Below are 21,467 nucleotides of genomic sequence, written 5' to 3'. Positions count from 1 at the left end.
CTCAATCCTTCGACACGCGGTCGAGCAGCAGGGAGAAGGACGGCTCAAGCGCGAATCCCCGCACCGCCGCGGTGGTGACGGCGTTCTGCTTCCAGTGCGCCACGAAGGCCCAGGGCGCGTCCTCCACGATGATCCGCTCGGCCTGCCGGTAGAGCGCCCCCCGCTCGGCCCGGTCGCCGCTGCGCCGCGCCCGTTCGAGCAGGCGGTCAAGCTCCGGATTCGCGTAGTAGCCGGAGTTGAAGCCGCCGGCCTCCGGCAGGGCGCCGGAGCGCAGGGTCAGGTACGGCAGGGTATCGGGATCGTTGGTCATCCAGGCCATCTCGGCCATGTCCGCCGCCTCGCCCAGCCCGCCGTTCACCCGCGCCAGGAAGCTGTTCCACTCGTAGGTTTCGATGGTGACCGACAGCCCCACGGCGGCGAGGTTCGCCTGGATCGCCGCCCCCATGGCGGCGGGGTCGAGCATCCCTGACCCGCCCTCCGCGACATAGAAGGTGAGCTTGGCCCCCTCCGCCCCGGCCTCCTTGAGCAGCGCCCGCGCCTTGTCCGGGTCGTAGGGATAGCCCGTGGCCGCGGGGTCGGCGGCCCAGTCGAAGGCGGGTGCGGTGGGGCCGCGGGCCGGGATCGCCGTGCCCTGCAAAATGCTGTCGGCGATGGCCCCCTTGTCGATGGCGTAATTCACCGCCTGCCGGACGCGCCGGTCCTTCAGCGGCCCATGCCGGGTGTTCAGGATCAGGAACCAGAGATGCGGCCCTGCCTGCTCGTGCACCCGGAAACCGTCGCCGTCGCGGAACTGGGACAGCGCGTCGGCCGGCACCTCCACCATCACGTCCAGGCCGCCTGCCAGCATCTCCATCGCGCGGGTGTTGGGGTCGCTCACCGGGCGGAAGATCACCGCGCGCAGCTTGGCCGGCGTGCCCCAATAGTCCGGGTTGCGCTCGATGGTCAGGCGCCGGCTGCCCTGCCACTCGACGAAGCGGAAGGGGCCGGTGCCGACCGGCCGCCGGCCGAACCCCCGGCCTTCCTTCATCACGGCGGTGGGCGAGACGATCAGCCCCGTCGGGTAGGCGAGGTTGGAGAGGAAGGGCGCGAAGGGCTCCGTCAGCGTGATGCGGACGGTGAGCGGGTCCGGCGCCTCGACCCGCTCGATGGCCGCGAAGAAGAAGGCCAGCGGGAAGGGACCGGTGTCGGCGGCGGGGTGCGCCTTGTCCAGCATGCGGTCGAAGTTGAACTTCACCGCCAGGGCGTCGCAGGGCGTGCCGTCGTGGAAGGTGACGCCCGGACGCAGCGTGAAGCGGTAGGTGAGGCCATCGTCGGAGACGGTCCACCGCTCGGCCAGCGCGGGCTCGACGTCCAGGGTTCCCGGCCGGTAGCGGACCAGCCCTTCATAGAGGTTGACCAGGATGCGGAAGTCGTTGGTGGCGGTGCTGACCGCCGGGTCCAGCGACGCCGGTTCGGCGATCTGGCCGACGACCAGCACGTCCTTCGGCACCGGCGCCGCCCGGAGAGGCGCGCCCGGCAAGGCGAGAAGGGCGCCGAGGAGCAAGCCCGCGAGCGCGCGTCGGAATCCGGTCATTGCGTCCCAGCCGTCGAAGTCGATCCGACCGTATCAATGCCGGGAGGGCGGCGTTGTTGCGTCGCTTCCGCTCAGCCGCAATCACCGGCGGTGCGTTGGGGGTCAGGCCGGCTCGCGGCAGGCCGCGAGAATCCGCCCGCGCAGCCAGCGATGGGCCGGGTCGGCGTCCTGCCGGGGGTGCCACATCTGCGTCACCACGACCTCGCCCAGGACGGTCGCCAGACCGGCGGGAAGCGGCAAGGTGCGCACCCCGGCCACGCCAGCGGCGAGCTGACGTTCGGACACCAGCGCGGTCAGGTCGGAGGCGCGGACGATCGCCAGCGCCGCCGGGAAGCTCGGCACCACCGCCACCACCTTGCGGGCGAGGCCGAGGGCGGCCAGCGCCTCGTCCACCCGGTCCCGCACCAACCCGCGCCGCGAGGTCAGCACATGACCGCAGGCGGCGTACTGTTCCGGCGTCACCGTCGCCCGCCGGGTCAGCGGATGGTCCTCCCGCACGGCGGCGACCAGCCGGTCGCGGAGCAGGCTCTGCACCTTCAGCTCCGGCGTGGTTTCCGAATGCACGCCGATGTCGAGGTCGATCAGCCCGTCGCGCAACGCCTGCGCGTCACGGTTGCCCCGTGGCGCGAAGCGCAGCAGGACGCCGGAGGCTTCGGCGGCGACGCGGCCGACCAGCTTGGCGGCGTAGACCTCGATGAAGCTCTCGCTGGCGCGCAGGGTGAAGCTGCGCTCCAGCCGGGCGATGTCGATGGCCTCCGCCGGACGCAGCACCGCGCGGACCTCCTCGGCGAGGCCGGGCACCCGCTCCCGCAGCTGGATGGCCCGCGGCGTCGGGACGAGGCCGCGCCCGGCCCGGACGAGCAGCGGGTCGCCGGTGACGGCGCGCAGGCGCGCCAGGGTGCGGCTCATCGCGGACTCGCTGAGGCCGAGCTGCCGCGCCGCCTTGACGACGCTGCCCTCCGTGAGCAGCGCGTCGAGAGCGATGAGCAGGTTGAGATCGGGATCGGCCATGGGGGCCGAGGCTAACACAGGGCGTCCCATGCAGGAATAACCTGCACAGGCGGCGTCTTCCGCCATGCCAAGCGGAGAGCGACATTGATCCAACCCCTGTTGGAGACGCCGATGCCCCGTTCCACCATCGCCCGAACACCTGATTCCCCGCATCCCGACGGGCTGCCCATGCCCCGCCGCGCCGTGGCCGCCGCGTCCGTCATCGCCGCGATCGTGCTCGTCGTGCTCGACGGCGCCATCGCCAACATCGCCCTGCCGACCGTCGCCGGCACCCTCGGGGTTCCGCCCGCCGACACCGTCTGGATCATCACCGCCTACCAACTGGCCCTGGTGATCGCGCTCCTGCCCGTCGGCGCCCTCGGCGAGAGTCTCGGGCACCGCCGGGTGTTCACCGGTGGGGTGCTGCTGTTCACCGCGGCCTCCGCCGGCTGCGCCCTGGCGCCGACGCTGCCCTGGCTGATCGCCGCGCGCTTCGTGCAAGGGCTCGGCGGCGCGGCGGTGATGGCGCTGGGCGTCGCGCTGCTGCGCTTCGTCTATCCACAGCGGCTGCTCGGCGCCGCCATCGGCTGGAACGCCCTGGCCATCGCCTTGGCCTCGGCGGCGGGACCGACGATCGGGGCGGGCATCCTCGCTGTCGCCCCCTGGCCGTTTCTGTTCGCGGTCAACATCCCGGTCGGGATCGTGGTTCTGGCGACCGCCCGCGCGCTGCCCGCCGTCGCGGGAACCAGGCGCCGCCTCGATCCCGTCAGCGTCGCCCTCAACGCCGGGTTCTTTGCTGCCCTGGTGATGGGGGCCGAGGCCGTCGCGGCGCAGCCCCTGCGCGGCGGCGCGCTGCTGCTGGCCGCGGCGCTCTGCCTTGCCGGACTGGTCCGGCGCGAAAAGGAACGCGAGGCACCACTGGTGCCGCTCGATCTGCTGCGGGTGCGCTCCTTCCGCCTGTCGGTGGTCGCCTCCGTCCTCTGCTTCACCGGCCAGATGGCCGGCACCGTGGCCCTGCCCTTCTACCTGCAGCACGGGCTCGGCCAAGGCATCGTCACGGCGGGGCTGTTCCTGGTGCCGTGGCCGCTGGCGACCGCCGTCGCCGCCCCCATCGCGGGCCGGCTGTCCGACCGCGTGGGCACGGGCTGGCTGTGCGCCGTGGGCGGCCTGCTCCTCGCCGCCGGCCTTGCCCTGACCGCGGTCTGGCCACTCGGGCAGGACCCGCGGCCTCTGCTGGTCTTCATGGTGATGTGCGGTTTCGGCTTCGGTCTGTTCCAGACGCCCAACAACCGCAACATGCTGCTGACCGTGCCCAAGACGCGCAGCGGCGCCGCCGGAGGGATGCAGGGCACCGCGCGTCTGGTCGGGCAGACCGCCGGCGCGGTGCTCATGACGGTGCTGTTCTCGCAGCTGTCCGGCCCGGAGGCCGCGCCGCGCCTCGGCCTCGCCGTGGCCGCCGCCCTCACCCTGGCGGGCGGCCTGACCAGCCTGCTGCGCGTTCCCCCGCGCGGCGCGGCGGAGGCCGTGGAGGCCGTCGAGGCGCCGGCCCCCGGCCGCTGAGCCCGGCCCTCCGGGGACCGTCACCCGCGCCGCGCGGCCTCGATCGCGGCGACGTCGATCTTCGTCATGCCCATCATCGCCTCGAACGCGCGCTTGGCTTCGTCACCGCCAGCCGCCAGCGCTTCGGTCAGCACGCGCGGGGTGATCTGCCAGGAGACGCCCCAGCGGTCCTTGCACCAGCCGCAGGCGCTTTCCTGCCCGCCGTTGCCGACGATGGCGTTCCAGTAGCGGTCGGTCTCCTCCTGGTCGTCGGTGGCGATCTGGAACGAGAAGGCCTCGTTGTGCTGGAACGTCGGCCCGCCGTTGAGGCCGAGGCAGGGAATGCCGGCCACCGTGAACTGAACCGTCAGCACGTCGCCCGCCTTGCCGGACGGGTAGTCGCCGGGCGCGCGGTGAACGGCCCCTACCGAACTGTCGGGAAAGACCGTGGCGTAGAAGCGGGCGGCGGCCTCCGCGTCCTTGTCGTACCAGAGGCAGATGGTGTTCTTGGCGGTCGTCATGGGGTGTCCCTTCCCTGTCGGTGCGTTGCCGATGCGCGTGAGGATACGCCCCCGCCCTTGTTGACGGGAAGGTTGCAATCCCTTTCGCAGAGGTGGCGCATGAGCGACCCGAAGAAGCCGGACGACGCCGGCATCCATCCCCCGCGCAGCTACGACCCCGACAGCAAGAAACCGGCCAGCGACCGTGACGAGGCCGCGCCCGGCACGCCGGGAACCGGCGAGGACATCGACCCCAAGACCGGCGAGACATTCACCGAGGGCATCGGCGGCGCCTGACCAACCCTTAACCGCCCAGCCCTCATCGTCCGGCGGCTAAAGCCTGCATGGTCACGCGGGCGGCGCTGGCGATGTGCTCGTCGTAGAGCTGGCGCGTGCGCACCGTGTCGCGGGTGGTCATCGCCTCGAAGATCTCGCGGATTTCGCGGATCGTGTTGGGCAGCCGCCCCGGCTCGGCCAGCGACACCCCGCGCAGCAGCTGGATGCGGTTGTGCAGCGCCTTGAGGATCTGCGCCATCGTCGGGTTGCCGCAGCCGGCGATCAGCGTATCGTAGAACATCGTCTTCGCCGTGCGGATGCGCGACGGCACGCCTTCCGCCGCCGCCGCCTCGAAGGCCGCCATGGCGTCAGCGAGGACCGCCCACTGCTCCGGGCTGGCCTGGGCGATGAACTCCGCCGCCGCCAAGCTCTCCAGCGCCCCGCGCACCTGATAGATCTGCCGGACATCCTCCGCCGTCAGGGTCACCACCTCCAACCCGCGCTGGGGCACGTTGTGGACCAGCCCCTCCGCCTCCAGCTGGCGCAGGGCCTCCCGCAGGATCGGGCGGCTGACCTGCAACGTCTCGCACAGTTCGCGTTCGACCAGCCGGTCGCCGGGGGAATAGCGCCCGTCGGCGATGGCCGCGCGCAACAGGTCGATCACCTGCTGACGCAGGGGAGCGGCGACGCGGACAATATTTATCGGCAAATTTGACATAAAATTTCTCTTCTTGTCAGACAGTATGACGATCTGCTTGCGCCACACTACCACCTTCGATTAGCATACGTATCAACGACGATCCAAGGCGGCGGCCCAGAGGGCCAAACGCCACACCCACCACACCATACCATCACCTCGCACACAGGAGGCAGGCGTGCAGCGGAGTGCACAAGCGAGCGCCGTTACAAAAAGCGCCGGCGAGCCTGAGGCCGCGTCCGACCCCAACCGGCAGAGGCGCCGCGAGCGGCTGCTTCAAATCGGCACGCTGGTCCTGCTGCTCGCCGTCTGGGAATTCGCGGCGCGCGACGCGAACAAGCTGCTGGTCGCGGTGCCCAGCGACATCGCCGTGGCGACGTGGGAGCTGCTGCTGAACGGCGAACTGCTCTCGGCGACGCTGGACAGCATGTCGACCTTCGTCCTGGGCTTCGTCATCGCCTCGGTCATCGGCATCGTGGTCGGCTTCGCGATGGGCACGAACCGCACGGTGGAGGTGATCCTCGATCCCTACATCAACGCGCTCTACGCCATGCCGCTGGTGGCGCTGATCCCCATCCTGATGCTGTGGGTGGGCATCGGCTTCCTCGCCAAGATCACGATCATCATCCTCTTCGCGGTCTTCCCGGTGATCATCAACACGGTCACCGGCGTGAAGAACGTCGACCGGCATTATCTGGACATCGGCAAGGCCTTCATGGCCTCGCGGTTCATGGTCTACCGCCAGATCATCGCGCCCTACGCCCTGCCCTACGTGGCGAGCGGCCTGCGCATCGCGCTCGGCCGCGGCATCATCGCGATGATCGTGGCGGAGTTCCTGACCTCCATCTCCGGCCTCGGCGGCCTGATCATCAACTACACCAACGCGTTCGAGACGGCCAAGGCCTTCGCCCCGGTCCTGGTGGTGGCCCTGCTCGCCAACGCGCTGACGGTTCTCGTTCAAAAGGTCGAAGAGCGTTTCGGCCGCTGGCGCCGCCGCTGACCGGCCCGCCTCCCCCCGCACCACACGCGCCCCACACCACACCGGATTTGAGGAAGGAAGAGGGATCATGAGCATGATGTCCCGTTCGCTGAAGGCCGCCCTGCTGGCGGGTGCCTTCTCCGTGGCGATGAGCACCGCCGCGCTCGCCGCCGACGCGCTGAAGATCGGCATGCCGGCCAAGATGTTCCTGAACCTCGTCGAGTTCGTCGCGCAGGACCAGGGCTTCTACGAGAAGAACGGCCTGACGGTGGAGCTGGTGCACATCGCCGACAGCTCCATCCCCGTGCGCTCGCTGATCGCCGGGGAGCTGGACATCAGCCAGGCCGGCATGTCGGAGACGCTGGCGGCGGCCGACAAGGGCGGCACGCTGAAGACCATCGGCGGCGTCCACACCGGCCTGCATTACGCCTTCTACGCCAACGCCGCGTCGGGCGTGAAAGACGTCACCGATCTGCCGGGCAAGAAGGTCGGCATCTCCTCCCCCGGCTCGCTGCCGCACGTCGTCATCACCGCCCTGATGCGCCAGGCCGGCATGAGCGAGGATCAGATCAAGTCGGTCCAGTGGGTCTCGCTGAAGGGCTCCTCGGCGCGCATCAACGGCATCCTGACCGGCACCATCGACGCGACCGTCTCCAACTACGACCCGAAGGCCGCGCACGACAAGAACGCCAAGGTGCTGTTCGTCGTCTCCAAGAAGCTGCCCAACTACGTGATGACCCCCTGGGACGTGAACGACCAGACCATCGCCAAGAAGCGCGACGTGCTGAAGCGCTTCGTCAAGGCGGAGCTGGAGGCGACCCGCTGGATCTTCGACAACGAGAAGGGCGCGCTGGACGTCGCGAAGAAGCACTTCGACTACAACGACGAGCAGCTCGCCGAATTCTACGAGTTCTACAAGGTCGGCGGCATCTGGAACCCGAACGGCACCGTCACCGCCGATCAGGCCAAGTACATGCAGGAGCTGAACGTCGAAGGCGGCCTGCAGAAGGCCGTCCACCCGGCCGAGAAGGTGCTGGACACCAGCATCGTCCAGGAGGTGCTGGCGGAGATCGGCACCTACAAGCAGCCGTAATCCCGTCGGGGCCGGCGTCGCACCGCCGGCCCCCTCCCCCGCTTTGCCCCATTCCGCCCGCCGTCCCGCTTCAAGACCCGGTGCCGTCCCATGCCCAAGCTGTCCGTCCGCAACCTGACCAAGCGTTTCCCGGTGTCCGGAGGGCCGTCGATGACGGCGCTCGACGGCGTCGACCTGGACGTGGAGGAGGGTGAGTTCATCGCCTTCGTCGGGCCCAGCGGCTGCGGCAAGACCACGCTGCTGCGCATCATCCAGGGGCTGGAGACGGCGACCAGCGGCGAGATCCGCATCGACGGCAAGCCGGTCACCGGCCCCGGCCACGACCGCGGCTTCGTCTTCCAGCAGTACGGCCTGCTGCCCTGGCTGACCGCCGCCCAGAACATCGGCTTCGCGCTGGAGGCCAAGGGCATCCCCGCCGCCCGCCACGGCGAGACGACGGAGCGCGTGCTCGCCACCGTCGGGCTGAAAGGTTTCGGCGACCGCTTCCCGCACCAGCTCTCCGGCGGCATGCAGCAGCGCGTCGGCATCGCCCGCGCCCTGGCGATCGAGCCGGAGATCATGCTGCTGGACGAGCCGTTCGGCGCGCTCGACGCGCTGACCCGCGAGATTTTGCAGAACGAGATGCTCGGCCTGACCGAGCGCATGGGCAAGACGATCCTCTTCGTCACCCACAGCGTGGACGAGGCCGTCTGCCTCGCCGACCGGGTGGTGGTCATGTCGCCCCGCCCCGGCCGCATCCGCGAGATCGTGCCCATCGACATCCCGCGCCCGCGCGCCAGCCTGGGCGAGGCGCTGCGCGACACGCCGGAGTACGTCGCCAAGCGGCACCAGCTGTGGACCCAGCTGATGGATCTGGTCTGAGCGCCCCCCTTCTCCGGAACCCAGGAGGTCCCATCGTGTCAGTCGTCCCTGACGATCACGAGTGGCAGTACAACCCCCGCCATTCCGTCCCCGACTTCGCGCGCCACGCCGAGCGCGCCGCCGCGTTGAGCCGCGCCGCTCGGGAACGGAACGCCGGACGGTACGACATCGCCTACGGCGACAGCCCGCTCTCCACGCTCGACGTGTTTCCGGCGGCCGCGCCCGGCGCCCCGCTGCACGTCTTCCTGCACGGCGGCTACTGGCGCGGGCGGGACAAGGCCGACTACAGCTACGTCGCCGACGCGCTGGTGCCGCGCGGGGTGACGACCGTGGTCATGAACTACGACCTGTGCCCGGCGGCGACCCTGCCGGAGATCGCGCGGCGCACCCGCGAGGGGCTGCGCTGGATCCACCGCAACGCCGCCTCGCTGGGCGGCGATCCCGACCGCCTCACCGTGTCGGGCCATTCCGCCGGGGCGCATCTGATCGCCATGGCGCTGGCCGCCGACGCCGGGGCGGACCGGCTGGAGGATGGCGCCATCAAGGCCGCCGTCCTGATCAGCGGCATCTACGAGCTGGCGCCGGTGCTGGACATCACCGTCAACGAGACCATCGGGCTGCGCCCGGAGATGGTCGACGGGGTCAGCCCGATGCGCCACCCGCCCTTCACCGCCACGGCCCTGACGGTCGTCGTCGGCTCGGCGGAGACGCCCGCCTGGATCGCCCAGTCGCGCGACTTCGCCACGCTGTGCCAGTGCCGCGGCTCACGCTGCACCTATCACACGCTGGCCGGGGAGGATCACTTCTCGATCATGGCACGGATGGAAAGGCCGGACGACGCGCTGTCGCGTCTGGTGCTGAATGCGGCTGGAGTGCAAGCATGATCGTCATCGATGAAACCGCCGCCCGCCGTCTGGTGTCCCCCGCCAACGCCATCGACGCCATGGACATGGCCTTCCGCGAGGTGTCCCGCGGGCAGGCGCGCAACTTCCCGGTGGTCCGCGAACGTCTGCTGCCGGGACCGGACGTCTACGGCATCAAGGCTGGCGGCGACCTCGCCATCGGGCTGCTCGGGCTGAAGATCGGCGGCTACTGGACGGGCAACCGCGCCCGCGGCCTGACCAACCACCAGTCCACCACCGTGCTGACCGACCCGGAGACCGGCTGCCCGACGGCGCTGGTCAGCTCCAATCACCTGACCGGGCTGCGCACCGCCGCCGCCTGCGCCATCGGCATCCGCGAGCTGGCCCGGCCCGACGCGCGCGTGCTCGCCCTGATCGGCACCGGCGGGCAGGCCGCGCACCATCTGGAGGCGGCGCTTCTGGTGCGCCCCTTCGACCGCATCCTGGTGGCCAACCGCGACCGCGCGCGGGCCGAGGAACTGGCGGCCTCCTTCGCCGGGCGGCTGCCCGTCGAGGTCGTGGATGCCGAGATTGCGGCGCGCAGCGCCGACGTGCTGATCACCCTGACCACGGCGCGCGAGCCGGTGGTCCAGGCCGGCTGGGTCCGCCCCGGCACGCACATCTGCGCCATGGGCGCCGACACCGCGGGCAAGCAGGAGCTGGACCCGGCGATCCTCCTCGGCGGCGCCGTCTGGGTGGACGACTGGGCGCAGGCCTCGGCCCTCGGCGAATGCCAGCACGCGCTGGCGCACGGCCTGACCCGCGAGTCCATCCGCGGCACGCTGTCCGACGTGCTGGAGGGCAAGGCGCCCCGCCGCGCCCATGCGGGCGAGATCACCGTCTTCGATTGCACCGGCATGGGCATCCAGGATCTGGCGATCGCCGCCTGGGCCGTCCGCGCCGTCGATAGCGACGCCGGGACCGAAGCCGGTTCCACCATCCACCGCATCGATTTAGCGCGTTAACACCCAAACAGGGCGCCGCCCGAGGCCGACATGCAGTTGAAGAATGTGCGCATCGCCGGGAAGATTCTCGGCATCGTCGTGGTGCTGGGCACCGTTTCGGTGTCCACCGCCCTGGTCAGCGGCTACGGCCTCGCCACGCTCGGCGGAGAGCTGAACCGGGTCGAGGACGCGGGGCGCGAGGCGACGCAGGGTGCCCGGCTGAACCGCTATCTGGTCGAGCTGAGCCGCGCCGAGTACCAGATGGGCGCCAACCCTGCCAGCGTCGCCAGCATCGAGGCGGTCGTCGCCGACCGCAAGGCCGAGGTCCGCGCCCATCTGGAGCACGCCCGCTCCGCCGCCGACGCGCAACAGCGCCCCTTGCTGGACGGCATCGAGACGCAATACGCCGCCTATGTCAGCAGCCTGGACGCCACGGTGGCGGCGGCGAAGAAGCACGCCGACATGGGCATCACCTACGCCCGGCGCGAGGTGCTGAACAACGTGTCCGGCAGCCAGGAGCAGGTGGAGGCGCTGATCCGCGCCGTCCAGGACTACAACGGCCTCACCGTCGCCAAGACGGCGCGGATCTCCGAGGAGGCGGAAGCGCTGGCCGACCGGACCACATGGCTGATCGCCGCGGTCGCCCTGCTCGGCATCCTCGCCAGCGGGCTGATCGGGCGCTGGCTGTCGGCGCGCGGCATCGTCACCCCCATCGTCGAGGCGGTGTCCTGCCTACGCCGTCTGTCCGGCGGCGACCTGACGGTGGTCATCAGCGGCGCCGATCGCCGCGACGAGGTCGGCGACATCGCGCGGGCGCTCGCCGTCTTCAAGGACAACGCGCTCGACCGCCAGCGCATCCAGGCGGAGCAGGAGGCCGAGGCCCGGCACAAGCTCGACCGCGCCGAGGCGGTCGGCGCGACGATCCTGCGCTTCGACCGCGAGGTCGGCGAAGCCCTGCACGTCATGAAGGACGCCGCCGCCGCGCTGGAGGCCACCGCCAACTCCCTGTCCGCCGGGGCGGAGCAGGCGTCGGAACGGATGACCGTCGTGGGTGCGGCCGCCGAACAGACCGCCGCCAACGTTCAGACGGTCGCCGCCGCGACGGAGGAGATGACCTCCACCGTTCAGGAGGTGTCGCGCCAGATGAACGAGGCGCGCGGCTTCGCCGACGAGGCGTCGCGGCAGGCCCAGCAAGCTCAGGAACGCGTCGGCGCCCTGACCGAGTCCGGCCAGCGCATCAACGAGGTGATCGACCTCATCCAGGGCATCGCCAGCCAGACCAACCTGCTGGCCCTGAACGCGACCATCGAGGCCGCCCGCGCCGGGGAGGCCGGCAAGGGCTTCGCCGTGGTGGCGAGCGAGGTCAAGCAGCTCGCCAACCAGACGGCGCAGGCGACCGACGAGATCCGCGGCCAGGTCGGGGCGATGCAGGAGACCATCGGCGGCGCGGTGTCGGCCATCCAGACCATCGCCACGGTGATCTTCCGCCTGAACGAGATGGCGACCGCCGTCGCCGCCGCCGTCGAGCAGCAGGGTGCGGCCACCGCCGAGATCGGCCGCAACGCCGTCCAGGCGGCGCAGGGCACGGCGGAGGTGACCGGGACCATCGGCACGCTGCGCGTCGCCTCCGAATCGACCGCCGCCGGATCGGCGCAGGTCCTGCAATCCGCCCGCGAGGTGGCCGGCCGCGCCGTGGCCCTCAAGGGCAGCGTCGACGCCTTCATCGCCGAGGTGAAGACGGCCTGATCCCTTCCTCAATCCATCGGCCGTGATCAATCGGCCCTGATCAATGGGTTGAGCGGCGCGCCGGCAACCGCCAGAATGCGGCGGGCGAGACGACCGGCGGCCTCCGCCGGTTTCCCTCCTGTGGGATTTACCGCGGGACCGGTTGGGAGAGGATCACGATGACGGTTGACGGCGCGGCTCGGACCCTGAGCTTTGGATCACTCTACCGCCATGGGATGGCCCGGGTCGCCGCCTGCACGACGCCCTGCACGATCGCCGATCCCATGGCGAACGCCGCCGCGGTGCTCGACAGCGTGCGGGAGTGCGACGAACAGGCGGTCGCCGTCGCGCTGTTCCCCGAACTGGCGCTGTCCGGCTACGCCATCGACGACCTGTTCCTCCAGGACTGCCTGCTCGACGCCGTGGAGAAGGCCGTCGTCCATCTGGTGGAGCAATCGCGCGACCTGATGCCGATGATCCTCGTCGGCGCGCCGCTGCGCCACGCCGGCCGAGTCTACAACACGGCGGTCGCCGTGCATCGCGGCCGGCTGCTGGGCGTGGTGCCGAAGGTCCATCTTCCCAATTACCGGGAATTCTACGAGCGCCGCCATTTCGCCTCCGGCGCCGGCACCGAGGGCGGGACGATCCGCATCGGCGCCCGGGACGGCGCCCAAGACGGCGCCCTCGACGCCCCCTTCGGCCCCGACCTGCTGTTCCAGGCGGAGGACCTCGACGGGCTGGTGGTCCACGCCGAGGTCTGCGAGGACCTCTGGGTCGCCGTCCCGCCCAGCTCCGAAGCGGCGCTGGCCGGGGCGACGGTGCTGGCGAACCTGTCGGCCAGCAACATCACCATCGGCAAGGCGGAGACCCGCCGCCTGCTCTGCAAGTCGCAATCGGCGCGCTGCATCGCCGCCTATCTCTATTCCTCCGCCGGGGCCGGGGAATCGACCACCGATCTGGCCTGGGACGGGCAGGCGTCGATCTTCGAGAACGGCGAGACGCTGGTCGAGACCGAGCGCTTTCCCAAGGGCGCCCAGATGGCCGTCGCCGACGTCGACCTCGACGTTCTGCGCCAGGAACGGCTGCGCATGGGCACCTTCGACGACAACCGCCGCCTGCACGGGACGGTTTTCCGGCGGGTTGCCTTCCGCGTCGATCCGCCCGGCGGGGACCTGGGGCTGCGCCGCAACGTGCCCCGCTTCCCCTTCGTCCCGGCGGCGCGGGAGCGTCTGGAGCTCGACTGCTACGAGGCCTACAACATCCAGGTCGCCGGGCTGGTCCAGCGGCTGCGGGCGACGGGCATGCCGCGCATCGTGATCGGCGTGTCGGGCGGGCTGGATTCCACCCACGCCCTGATCGTCGCCGCCCGCGCCATGGACCTGCTCGACCGGCCGCGCACCGACATCCTCGCCTTCACGATGCCGGGCTTCGGCACCAGCGACAAGACCAAGGGCAACGCGATCCGCCTGATGAGCGCGCTCGGCGTGTCGCACCATGAACTCGACATCCGCCCCGCCGCCAACCAGATGCTCAAGGACATGGACCACCCCTTCGCCCGCGGCGAGGCGGTGTACGACGTGACCTTCGAGAACGTCCAGGCGGGTCTGCGCACCGACTACCTGTTCCGCCTCGCCAACCAGCGGGGCGGCATCGTGTTGGGCACCGGCGATCTGTCCGAACTGGCGCTGGGCTGGTGCACCTACGGCGTCGGCGACCAGATGGCCCATTACAACGTCAATTCGGGCGTCCCGAAGTCGCTGATCCAGCATTTGATCCGCTGGGTGATCGGCTCCCGCCAGTTTCCGGACGAGGTTCTGGGCACGCTGGGCGACATCCTGGCGACCGAGATTTCGCCGGAACTGGTCCCCGCCGGCAGCGACCGTGCCCTGCAGAGTTCGGAGGCCGTCGTGGGTCCCTACGAGCTTCAGGACTTTCATCTGTTCCACACGCTGCGCTATGGCCTGCGCCCGTCGAAGATCGCCTTCCTCGCCCTGCACGCCTGGTCCGATCCGGCGCGTGGCGACTGGCCGGCGGGCTATCCGGTGGAGAAGCGCAGCGCCTACACGCTGGCCGAAATCCATTCCTGGCTGCGCGTCTTCATCCAGCGCTTCTTCGGCTTCAGCCAGTTCAAGCGCTCGGCCATGCCCAACGGGCCGAAGGTGACCGCGGGCGGCTCGCTGTCGCCGCGCGGCGACTGGCGCGCGCCGTCCGACGGCAACGCCCGCATCTGGCTGGAGGAGCTGGAGCGCGAGGTGCCCAAGGAGTAGCCGCCCTACCCCGCGGCGCCGGTCCGTTCGTTCATCACCAGCCGCCCGGCCGGCCAGGAACGGACCAGCCCGGCGGCGCGCAGTTCCGGCAGGGCGCGGGCCACCGCGTCGTGCGAGAGGCCCGTCGCCTCGACCAGCGCCGGCCCCGATTTCGCTCCGTCCGCCAGGGCGCGCAGCACCGCCGCGGTCGGCGTTCCGGCCTGGGCGAGCGCCGCCGTGCTGCGGGCAGGCCGGTTCGCCCGGCCGGCGGCGACCATCGCGGCGATGGCGCGGAGTTGCCCCAGCCGGTGCATCACCTCGGGGCCGCGGTCCTCGCGCAACGCCAGCGCCGTGTGGCAGCGGGCAACCTCCCGCGCCAGGGCGGCGAGGTCGGCGGTGCGGTCCTGCACGAGGCACAGCGCCGCCTCTTCGGCCAGGGTATCCAGGTCCGCGTCGGCCTCGTCCCAGCGGCCGACCTCGACGGCCGTTCGAATGTCGTCGGCCAAAGCCCGATACGCCTCCCCGCTCATGGACAGCCCTCCGTCTTCAGCTCCGGCCAGCCTTGCGGTTCCCAGCGCGCCGCGACGCAAGCAGGCTCCGGCGCGTCGATGGGAAGAGACAGCCGGCGGATGCGCGAGGATTGCGCCGGATCGGCGCGCGGCTGGAAGAACAGCGCCACCCCGCAGTCGGTGATGCGCTTGTCCTCCTCCCCGTCGGCGTCGCGGACGCGGTTGAAGCGGTGCGAGACGGCCATGCTGTTCGCCACCACCACCCGGCACGACCCGGCGCGGGAGGACTCGTCGCCGGCCTGGGCCTGCCACCGCTCCTCCGTCAGGCCGGCGTCCATCACCGGGGTGACGATCCAGTCCAGCAGCTTGGCCCGGCACAGCCACGCCGCCGGCTGCTCGCGCCCGAGATCCTCGCAGATCATCACCGCCAGCCGGCCCATGTTGGGCAGCTCGACGATGGTGACGCCATCCCCCGGCGCGATGAACTCCTTCGCCGCGTCGAGCAGCCGCCCGTCCGGACCGCGCACGTCGTAGGAGCGGCACTGGTCGGCGTCGAGGTCCCAGCAGTGCAGCTTGGTCTGGCGGACAATCTCGGCCCCCGTCCGGTCGAGCAGGACCGCCGTGCTGCGCGGCTTGGCGTCCGCCTCGCCGCCCTGACGGACGCCGACGAGGACGTAGCGGATCGGGCCGTCCACCGCGTGGCGCCGCACCGCCGCCTGGATGGCGCCGAGCGTCGCGGGACCGGCGGTCACCTCGGGAAACACGATGACGGTCGCCCCTTCGGCGGCCAGAGCGTCGATGGCCGACGCTGCACGGGCGCCGAGATCGCCGGGGATGGCGGCATACCAGTCCGCACCATCCTTGGAAAAGGTCCGGATGGCGAGGTCGTCCTCGGCGAGGGCGAGCGGGACGACGCCGACGACGGGCGTCCAATCGGGATCGCTGGGGCACTGGTCGGCGACCTCGGCGATGCGATGGAAGGCCAGCGAGACGGGCCGCTCGCCGTCCTCCCCATGGGGGCACTCCGCCGCGAGGGTCGGCGGCAGCAGGAGGAGGGTGTGGAACAGGTCGGCCACGTCGAAGGACTTGCGCAGGGGCGTGACCTCCCGGATGTTCACCGAGCGGTCGAACAGGCCGGGCCGCAGGATGAGTTGCCCCTCGGCGGCGTCGCCGTTGAGGCGCCCGTGCCGCTTGTACCATTGCCGCGCCCGCAGATGACCATCGGACAGCGCGCTTCGCGACAGGTGGCGCGAGGCCAGCGGCGCGAACCATTGGTCGATGGCCTGGGCCGCCAGCACGCACCGGTCCAGCGGCGTCCACTCGTCGGACGAGGCGACCCAGGCCTTGAGAGCGTCGGTGCCGTCGTCAGCCTCCACCAGCGCCATCAGCCGGCGCAGCACACCTCTCGCATCGTCCGGCGCGAATTCCAGACGCTGTGCGGCGCGTTCGGTCTCGTTCGGGTCTCGATCCAATTGGTGCCGCAGCGCAACGAACAGATCAGCCAGATGCATGCCTTCAACCACGCGAAGCGACGGACAGGGGCAGGATGCCCATCCTGATGAACAGCACCACGGCGGCTTGGTTTCGCGGTTACATTGCCGAGCGGCGGCGGCTCCTGCCCCCGGGGCTCCGCGCCGCGGCATCCCTTTTGACGGGGAGCGAAGAGGGGTTAGCCGCTTCCCCGCTTAGCGATGCATTAACCATGACCGCCCGACCATGCCCTCAGACAGCGTGCCTCGACGAGGCGAACCAGGGGAGCGTGGCTCATGACGGGACGGGTGCTTGGCGGACTGATGGCCGCTTGGGTTTTGTGGAGCGGCGCCGCTGCGGCGTCGGCGCTTTGCCCGGTCCCGCCCGGTGCGGATTCCGCCGCCGCCGGGCTGGTGCACAGCCGGGCCGCTTTGGCCGCCGGGCACCCGCTGACGGTCGTCGCGATGGGGTCGTCCAGCACGGAGGGCGTCGGGGCCACCACCATCACCGCCACCTACCCCGCCCAGCTCGACGCCATTCTGGAGCAGCGTCACGCCGCCTCGGCCATCCAGGTCCTGAACAAGGGCATCGGCGGCGAGACGGCGGGGGCCAACCTCGTCCGCTTCGACAAGGACGTGCTGGCCGCCAAGCCGGACCTCGTGGTCTGGCAGGTCGGGACCAACGACAGCTTCCAGAAGGTGCCGCTCGACACCTTCGCCGCCACCCTGCGCGACGGCATCGCCCAAATCCGCAAGACCGGCGCGGACGTCATCCTGATGAACCCGCAGTCCTTCCCCGGCGAGGCCAAGGTCGAGTCCTACCCCGCCTACGCGTCCACCGTGGTGGCACTCGGCCGGGAACTCGACGTGCCGGTGCTCGACCGCTACCGCATCATGGCGTGGTGGCTGGAAAGCCGCCACTTCGCCGCCGATCAGGTGCTGAGCACCGACGGCCTCCACCTGAAGGATCTCAGCTACCGCTGCTTGGCGGAGTTCGTCGCCGACATGATCGACACCCCGCGGGTGGTCAGCGAGAAGACCGCGGCGCGCTGAGCGTCTCTAAACGTCCCTCTCCCGCCCCGGGAGAGGGTGGCGCCAAAGGCGCCGGGTGAGGGTCGTGCAAGGATCAAGACACCAATCCTCGGCAGCACCCTCACCCTTCCCACGCCTGCGGCGCGGGCCCCTTCCCTTTCCCGGGGCGGGAGAGGGGATATCCCCACCCGTCAGACGACCAGTTGCGCCCCCAGGAACTGCCGGAGTTCCGGGGTGCGGGGGTTGCCGAACACCTCCTCGGGCGGGCCGATCTCGTGTACGCGGCCCTGGTGCATGAAGACCACACGGTCGCAGACCTCGCGGGCGAAGCGCATCTCGTGGGTCACCATCATCAGCGTCATGCCGTCGGCGGCCAGCTCCTTCACCACGGCCAGCACCTCGTTCACCAGCTCCGGGTCGAGGGCCGAGGTGATCTCGTCGCACAGCAGGGCCATCGGCTGCATGGACAGCGCCCGCGCGATGGCAACGCGCTGCTGCTGCCCACCAGAGAGCTGGTCGGGGTAGGCGTCGAACTTGTGGCCCAAGCCCACCCGCTCCAGCATGCGGCGGGCCATCGCCTCCGCTTCGCGCGCCGGCGTCTTCTTGACGACCATCTGCGACAGCATGACGTTGCACCCCGCCGACAGGTGCGGGAACAGGTTGAACTGCTGGAAGATCATGCCGACCTTCAGCCGCAGCGCCTTCAGGTGCAGGTCGTCGTTGATGAGCTGGGCGCCGGCCACCATGATCGAGCCGTCGTCGATCATCTCCAGCCCGTTGACGCAGCGCAGAAGCGTGCTCTTGCCCGAGCCGCTCTTGCCGATGATGGCGACGACCTCGCCGCGCTCGACGTCCAGATTGATCCCCTTCAGGACTTCGACGTCGCCGAAGCGCTTCTTCACCTCAGTGATTGCGATGAGCGACATTGAGCTTCCTTTCCAGAATCTGGCTGCTCTTGGACAGGGGCCAGCACAGCGCGAAGTAGATCAGGGCGACCAGCCCGTAGACGTTGAAGGGTTCGAAGGTCGCGTTGGTGACGACCGTGCCGGCCTTGGACAGCTCCACGAAGCCGATGATCGAGGTCAGCGCCGTCCCCTTCACCACCTGCACCGAGAAACCGACGGTGGGCGGGACGGCGACCCGCACCGCCTGGGGCAGGATCACGTAGCGCATCTGCTGGACGTAGCCCATGCCGAGGCTGGCCGACGCCTCCCACTGGCCACGGGCGACCGATTCCACACAGCCGCGCCAGATCTCCACCAGGAAGGCCGCCGTCCACAGGATCAGCGCCAGCCCGGCGGCCAGCCAGGCCGGGACGTCGATGCCGAACAGGCCGAGCCCGAAGAAGGCGAGGAAGAGCTGCATCAGCAGCGGTGTGCCCTGGAACAGCTCGACGTAGCCCTGGACGAACATTTGTCCGGCCCGCGCCTTGCCGATCCGCAGATAGAGCAGCGCCATCCCCAGCAGGCCGCCGCCGATGAAGGAGACGAGCGAGAGGACCACCGTCCAGCGCGCCGCCAGCAGCAGGTTGCGCAGGATGTCCCACAGGGTGAAGGTCATCATCGCGCGGCCCTCCGCGGGAACAGCATCCGCCCGACGCCGCGCAGCGCCTGCCGCAGCGCCAGCGCCAGCAGCAGATAGAGGCCGGTGGTCAGGAAATAGCTCTCGAAGGCGCGGAAGGTCCGCGACTGGATGAAGTTGGCGGCGAAGGTGATGTCCTCCGCCGCGATCTGCGACACCACCGCCGAGCCGAGCATGACGATGACGATCTGCGACGACAGCGCCGGCCAGATCCGTTGCAGCGCCGGGATCAGCACGACGTGGCGGAAGGTCTCGAACCGCGTCATGGCGAGGCTGGCCCCGGCCTCGAACTGGCCGCGCGGGGTGGCCTCGATGCCGGCGCGGATGATCTCGCCGCTGTAGGCGCCGAGGTTGATGACCATCGCCAGCACCGCCGCCTGGAACTCGGTCATCTGCACGCCGAGCGACGGCAGGCCGAAGAAGATGAAGAAGAGCTGGATCAGGAAGGGCGTGTTGCGGATCAGCTCGACATAGGCGACGACCGGCGGGCGCAGCCAGCGCGGCCCGAGCGACCGCGTCCAGGCGCAGGCGATGCCCAGCGCCACCCCGAACAGCGTGCCGATCAGGGTCAGTTCGACCGTCGTCACCAGCCCCTTCAGGATGACGGGCCAGTATTCGGCGATCCACGAATAATCGAAGCGGTAGGTCATGCGGCCCTCCGGTCAGCCCCCCGTACGCCGGGGCGCCGTGGCGGCCGAAGCCACCCGCGGCGCCCCGGCCCCATCGTCGTCAGAGGTCCTTCGGCAGGTCGGCGGACAGCCACTTCTGCGCGATGGCGTTCAGCGAGCCGTCGGCCTTGGCCGCTGCCAGGATGCCGTTCAGCTTCTCCAGCAGGGCGGGCTGCTCCTTGCTCAGGCCGATGAAGCAGGGGGAGTTCTTGATGAGGAACTTCAGCTCCGGCCGCTTCGGCGGGTTGCGGGCGAGGATCGCCGCCGCCACGACGTTGCCGGTCGCCACCACCTCGACCTGACCGGACAGGAAAGCGGAGATGGTGCCGTTGTTGTCCTCGTAGCGCTTGATGACCGCGTCGGCCGGGGCGATCTTGGTCAGTTCCAGATCCTCGATGGCGCCGCGGGTCACGCCGATCGTCTTGCCGGCCAGCTCCTCCGGCTTGGAGGCGGTCACGCCGGCCGGGGCGAAGACGCCGTTGAAGAAGGGCGCGTAGGCGTCGGTGAAGTCGATGACCTTCTCGCGCTCGGCGTTCTTGCCGAGGCTGGAGATCACCAGATCGACCTTGTTGGTCTGCAGGAAGGGGATGCGGTTGGCGCTGGTCACCGGCACCAGCTCCACCTTCACGCCCATCTTGGCGCCGATCAGCTTCGCCACGTCGATGTCGTAGCCGAGCGGGGCCATGTCCGGGCCGACCGAGCCGAAGGGCGGGAAGTCCTGCGGGACGGCGACGCGCAGCGTGCCGCGCGCGGTGATGTCCTGAAGGGCGTCGGCCCGCGCGGCCGGGGCCTGGGCGATGGAAAGACCGGCGACGGCGGCGACGGCCAGGGCGAGCAGGGTCCTGCGCTTCATGTCTCTAACTCCTTTTTGGCTGGATGGGCCGGTTCTGGATGGAATGGGTTGCGTGAAAGGGGTCAGGCGGGGGCGCCGGGCGAGAGGATCTCGCGCAGGCCGGCCAGGGGATCGGGGGCAGCGGCGAGGTCGAGGCCGTCCTCGACGCGCCGGATGTGCTCGTCCATCAGCCGCGCCGCCCCGGCGTAGTCGCCGTCGGCCAGCAGCGTCACGATGCCGGCGTGGTCGTCGCTGGACGCCGCGGCGTCCTGGTCGGACTGGTAGAGCATCGAGACCAGCGTCGTGCGCGCGGTCAGGTCGCGCAGGATGTCGGTCAGGAAGGCGTTGCCGAAGGCGTGGGCGAGATGGATGTGGAAGTCGCCGAGCAGGCAGGTGCGCGACCCGACATGGCCGGTGTGCAGCGCCTCGCGCTCCTCCTCGACATGGGCGCGCAGGTGGGCGACGGCGTCCCCCGGAAGCGTGTGCAGATCGCGCAGCATCCCGGTCTCGATGACCCGCCGCGCCTGGAAGGCGGCCCGCGCCTCCGTCGCCGAGGGTTCGACGACGAACCAGCCGCGCCGGGCGCTGACATGGACGATGCCGCGCGTCTCCAGCCGCATCATCGCTTCCCGCACGCGGGTGCGGGACACGCCGTAGACCTCGGCCAGCTTCGCCTCGCCCAGACGGGTGCCGGGCCGCAGCCGCCCGCCCAGGATGGCGGAGATCACGCTGTCTTCGATGCTGTCGGGAAGCTGGGTCATCAGGCTGCCGCACCAATCTTGTATACAAGACTGTTGAGCAAGCGGCGTGCCAACCGGAAAGGCGCGAAAACGCTGGGGCCCGTCCCTTGTTGCGATCAAAAATTGGGCATGAGGCCGACCTGATTAAGCCTTATGCACTTTTCTGCGGCACCGCTTCGTTTCGCTTGCCCCGGATGGCAAAGGGCGGCGGCGGAAAAGGCGGAACCAACGCCTGCCATCTTCAGTTGGGCTGGGGGACTCTCCCGCTTCGCAAAGAGGACCGTTCCCATGGCTCGTGCAGCCACCCATTC

21 protein-coding genes are annotated in these 21,467 nt (G+C 70.2%); 10 read left to right on the top strand and 11 right to left on the bottom strand.

Annotated elements, in window-relative coordinates:
* Position 1: 1 nt before the first annotated feature.
* Together ACFPMG_RS20350 and ACFPMG_RS20345 are read right to left on the bottom strand one after the other, a co-directional pair.
* On the bottom strand, positions 2–1,573 hold the full coding sequence (locus tag ACFPMG_RS20350) for an ABC transporter substrate-binding protein (protein WP_376996965.1): 1,572 nt from the start codon (positions 1,571–1,573) through the stop codon (positions 2–4).
* Positions 1,574–1,675: 102 nt separating this feature from the next.
* Positions 1,676–2,584 (bottom strand): LysR family transcriptional regulator, encoded by a 909-nt coding sequence (locus tag ACFPMG_RS20345; protein ID WP_376996964.1) that lies wholly within the window; start codon positions 2,582–2,584, stop codon positions 1,676–1,678.
* Positions 2,585–2,695: 111 nt separating this feature from the next.
* Between ACFPMG_RS20345 and ACFPMG_RS20340 the strand changes: the two genes are divergently transcribed.
* Positions 2,696–4,123 (top strand): MFS transporter, encoded by a 1,428-nt coding sequence (locus tag ACFPMG_RS20340; RefSeq protein WP_376996962.1) that lies wholly within the window; start codon positions 2,696–2,698, stop codon positions 4,121–4,123.
* A gap of 20 nt (positions 4,124–4,143) precedes the next feature.
* Here the strand turns inward: ACFPMG_RS20340 and ACFPMG_RS20335 are convergent, their stop codons facing one another.
* Positions 4,144–4,623 carry a VOC family protein gene (locus ACFPMG_RS20335; protein WP_376996961.1) on the bottom strand — a complete coding sequence of 160 codons (480 nt, stop codon included), beginning with the start codon at positions 4,621–4,623 and terminating at the stop codon, positions 4,144–4,146.
* Positions 4,624–4,722: 99 nt separating this feature from the next.
* Here ACFPMG_RS20335 and ACFPMG_RS20330 point away from each other — a divergent pair, with 99 nt between their 5' ends.
* Positions 4,723–4,899 (top strand): hypothetical protein, encoded by a 177-nt coding sequence (locus ACFPMG_RS20330; protein ID WP_188261687.1) that lies wholly within the window; start codon positions 4,723–4,725, stop codon positions 4,897–4,899.
* A 22-nt stretch (positions 4,900–4,921) separates the two neighbouring features.
* Here ACFPMG_RS20330 and ACFPMG_RS20325 read toward each other — a convergent pair whose 3' ends face one another.
* Positions 4,922–5,596, bottom strand: a complete 675-nt coding sequence (locus tag ACFPMG_RS20325; RefSeq protein WP_376996960.1) for a GntR family transcriptional regulator — start codon at positions 5,594–5,596, stop codon at positions 4,922–4,924.
* A 157-nt stretch (positions 5,597–5,753) separates the two neighbouring features.
* Here ACFPMG_RS20325 and ACFPMG_RS20320 point away from each other — a divergent pair, with 157 nt between their 5' ends.
* The 7 genes from ACFPMG_RS20320 to ACFPMG_RS20290 all read left to right on the top strand — a co-directional run bounded on the left by ACFPMG_RS20320 (position 5,754) and on the right by ACFPMG_RS20290 (position 14,346).
* Positions 5,754–6,575, top strand: a complete 822-nt coding sequence (locus tag ACFPMG_RS20320; protein ID WP_376996958.1) for an ABC transporter permease — start codon at positions 5,754–5,756, stop codon at positions 6,573–6,575.
* Positions 6,576–6,642: 67 nt separating this feature from the next.
* Positions 6,643–7,647, top strand: coding sequence for an ABC transporter substrate-binding protein (locus tag ACFPMG_RS20315; protein WP_200528063.1), 1,005 nt, complete (start codon positions 6,643–6,645; stop codon positions 7,645–7,647).
* Positions 7,648–7,737: 90 nt separating this feature from the next.
* On the top strand, positions 7,738–8,508 hold the full coding sequence (locus ACFPMG_RS20310; RefSeq protein WP_014197869.1) for an ABC transporter ATP-binding protein: 771 nt from the start codon (positions 7,738–7,740) through the stop codon (positions 8,506–8,508).
* Between the two features lie 35 nt (positions 8,509–8,543).
* On the top strand, positions 8,544–9,392 hold the full coding sequence (locus tag ACFPMG_RS20305; RefSeq protein ID WP_376996956.1) for an alpha/beta hydrolase: 849 nt from the start codon (positions 8,544–8,546) through the stop codon (positions 9,390–9,392).
* Positions 9,389–10,375 (top strand): ornithine cyclodeaminase family protein, encoded by a 987-nt coding sequence (locus ACFPMG_RS20300; protein WP_376996955.1) that lies wholly within the window; start codon positions 9,389–9,391, stop codon positions 10,373–10,375. The genes ACFPMG_RS20305 and ACFPMG_RS20300 overlap by 4 nt, the downstream gene beginning before the upstream one ends.
* Positions 10,376–10,405: 30 nt before the next feature.
* Positions 10,406–12,100 carry a methyl-accepting chemotaxis protein gene (locus tag ACFPMG_RS20295; protein WP_376996953.1) on the top strand — a complete coding sequence of 565 codons (1,695 nt, stop codon included), beginning with the start codon at positions 10,406–10,408 and terminating at the stop codon, positions 12,098–12,100.
* A 158-nt stretch (positions 12,101–12,258) separates the two neighbouring features.
* Entirely contained in the window at positions 12,259–14,346 is a 2,088-nt protein-coding gene (locus ACFPMG_RS20290; protein ID WP_376996952.1) for an NAD(+) synthase, read from the top strand.
* A gap of 5 nt (positions 14,347–14,351) precedes the next feature.
* On the opposite strand, the gene ACFPMG_RS20285 is transcribed toward ACFPMG_RS20290, so the two are convergent.
* Both ACFPMG_RS20285 and ACFPMG_RS20280 read right to left on the bottom strand, forming a co-directional pair.
* Positions 14,352–14,855 carry a hypothetical protein gene (locus tag ACFPMG_RS20285; protein WP_376996951.1) on the bottom strand — a complete coding sequence of 168 codons (504 nt, stop codon included), beginning with the start codon at positions 14,853–14,855 and terminating at the stop codon, positions 14,352–14,354.
* The gene (locus ACFPMG_RS20280) at positions 14,852–16,345 is read right to left on the bottom strand and encodes a hypothetical protein (RefSeq protein ID WP_376996949.1); all 1,494 of its coding nucleotides are present in this window, start codon (positions 16,343–16,345) and stop codon (positions 14,852–14,854) included. The genes ACFPMG_RS20285 and ACFPMG_RS20280 overlap by 4 nt, the downstream gene beginning before the upstream one ends.
* A 255-nt stretch (positions 16,346–16,600) precedes the next feature.
* Here ACFPMG_RS20280 and ACFPMG_RS20275 point away from each other — a divergent pair, with 255 nt between their 5' ends.
* The gene (locus ACFPMG_RS20275; RefSeq protein ID WP_376996947.1) at positions 16,601–17,356 is read left to right on the top strand and encodes an SGNH/GDSL hydrolase family protein; all 756 of its coding nucleotides are present in this window, start codon (positions 16,601–16,603) and stop codon (positions 17,354–17,356) included.
* 170 nt (positions 17,357–17,526) lie between these two features.
* Here the strand turns inward: ACFPMG_RS20275 and ACFPMG_RS20270 are convergent, their stop codons facing one another.
* The 5 genes from ACFPMG_RS20270 to ACFPMG_RS20250 form a co-directional block, all read right to left on the bottom strand.
* Positions 17,527–18,261: an amino acid ABC transporter ATP-binding protein gene (locus tag ACFPMG_RS20270; protein ID WP_376996945.1), complete on the bottom strand. Its 735-nt coding sequence runs from the start codon at positions 18,259–18,261 to the stop codon at positions 17,527–17,529.
* Positions 18,239–18,898: an amino acid ABC transporter permease gene (locus ACFPMG_RS20265; protein WP_376996943.1), complete on the bottom strand. Its 660-nt coding sequence runs from the start codon at positions 18,896–18,898 to the stop codon at positions 18,239–18,241. Before ACFPMG_RS20265 ends, ACFPMG_RS20270 begins: the two co-directional genes overlap by 23 nt.
* Positions 18,895–19,566, bottom strand: coding sequence for an amino acid ABC transporter permease (locus ACFPMG_RS20260; protein ID WP_137143492.1), 672 nt, complete (start codon positions 19,564–19,566; stop codon positions 18,895–18,897). Before ACFPMG_RS20260 ends, ACFPMG_RS20265 begins: the two co-directional genes overlap by 4 nt.
* A 79-nt stretch (positions 19,567–19,645) precedes the next feature.
* On the bottom strand, positions 19,646–20,437 hold the full coding sequence (locus ACFPMG_RS20255; protein ID WP_376996941.1) for a transporter substrate-binding domain-containing protein: 792 nt from the start codon (positions 20,435–20,437) through the stop codon (positions 19,646–19,648).
* A gap of 62 nt (positions 20,438–20,499) precedes the next feature.
* Positions 20,500–21,177 carry a GntR family transcriptional regulator gene (locus ACFPMG_RS20250; RefSeq protein WP_040134628.1) on the bottom strand — a complete coding sequence of 226 codons (678 nt, stop codon included), beginning with the start codon at positions 21,175–21,177 and terminating at the stop codon, positions 20,500–20,502.
* Positions 21,178–21,467 lie beyond the last annotated feature (290 nt).

This window comes from Azospirillum himalayense (genome assembly GCF_042657465.1).
GTDB classification, from domain to species: domain Bacteria; phylum Pseudomonadota; class Alphaproteobacteria; order Azospirillales; family Azospirillaceae; genus Azospirillum; species Azospirillum himalayense.
This window is presented reverse-complemented; position numbering and strand designations above follow the sequence as displayed.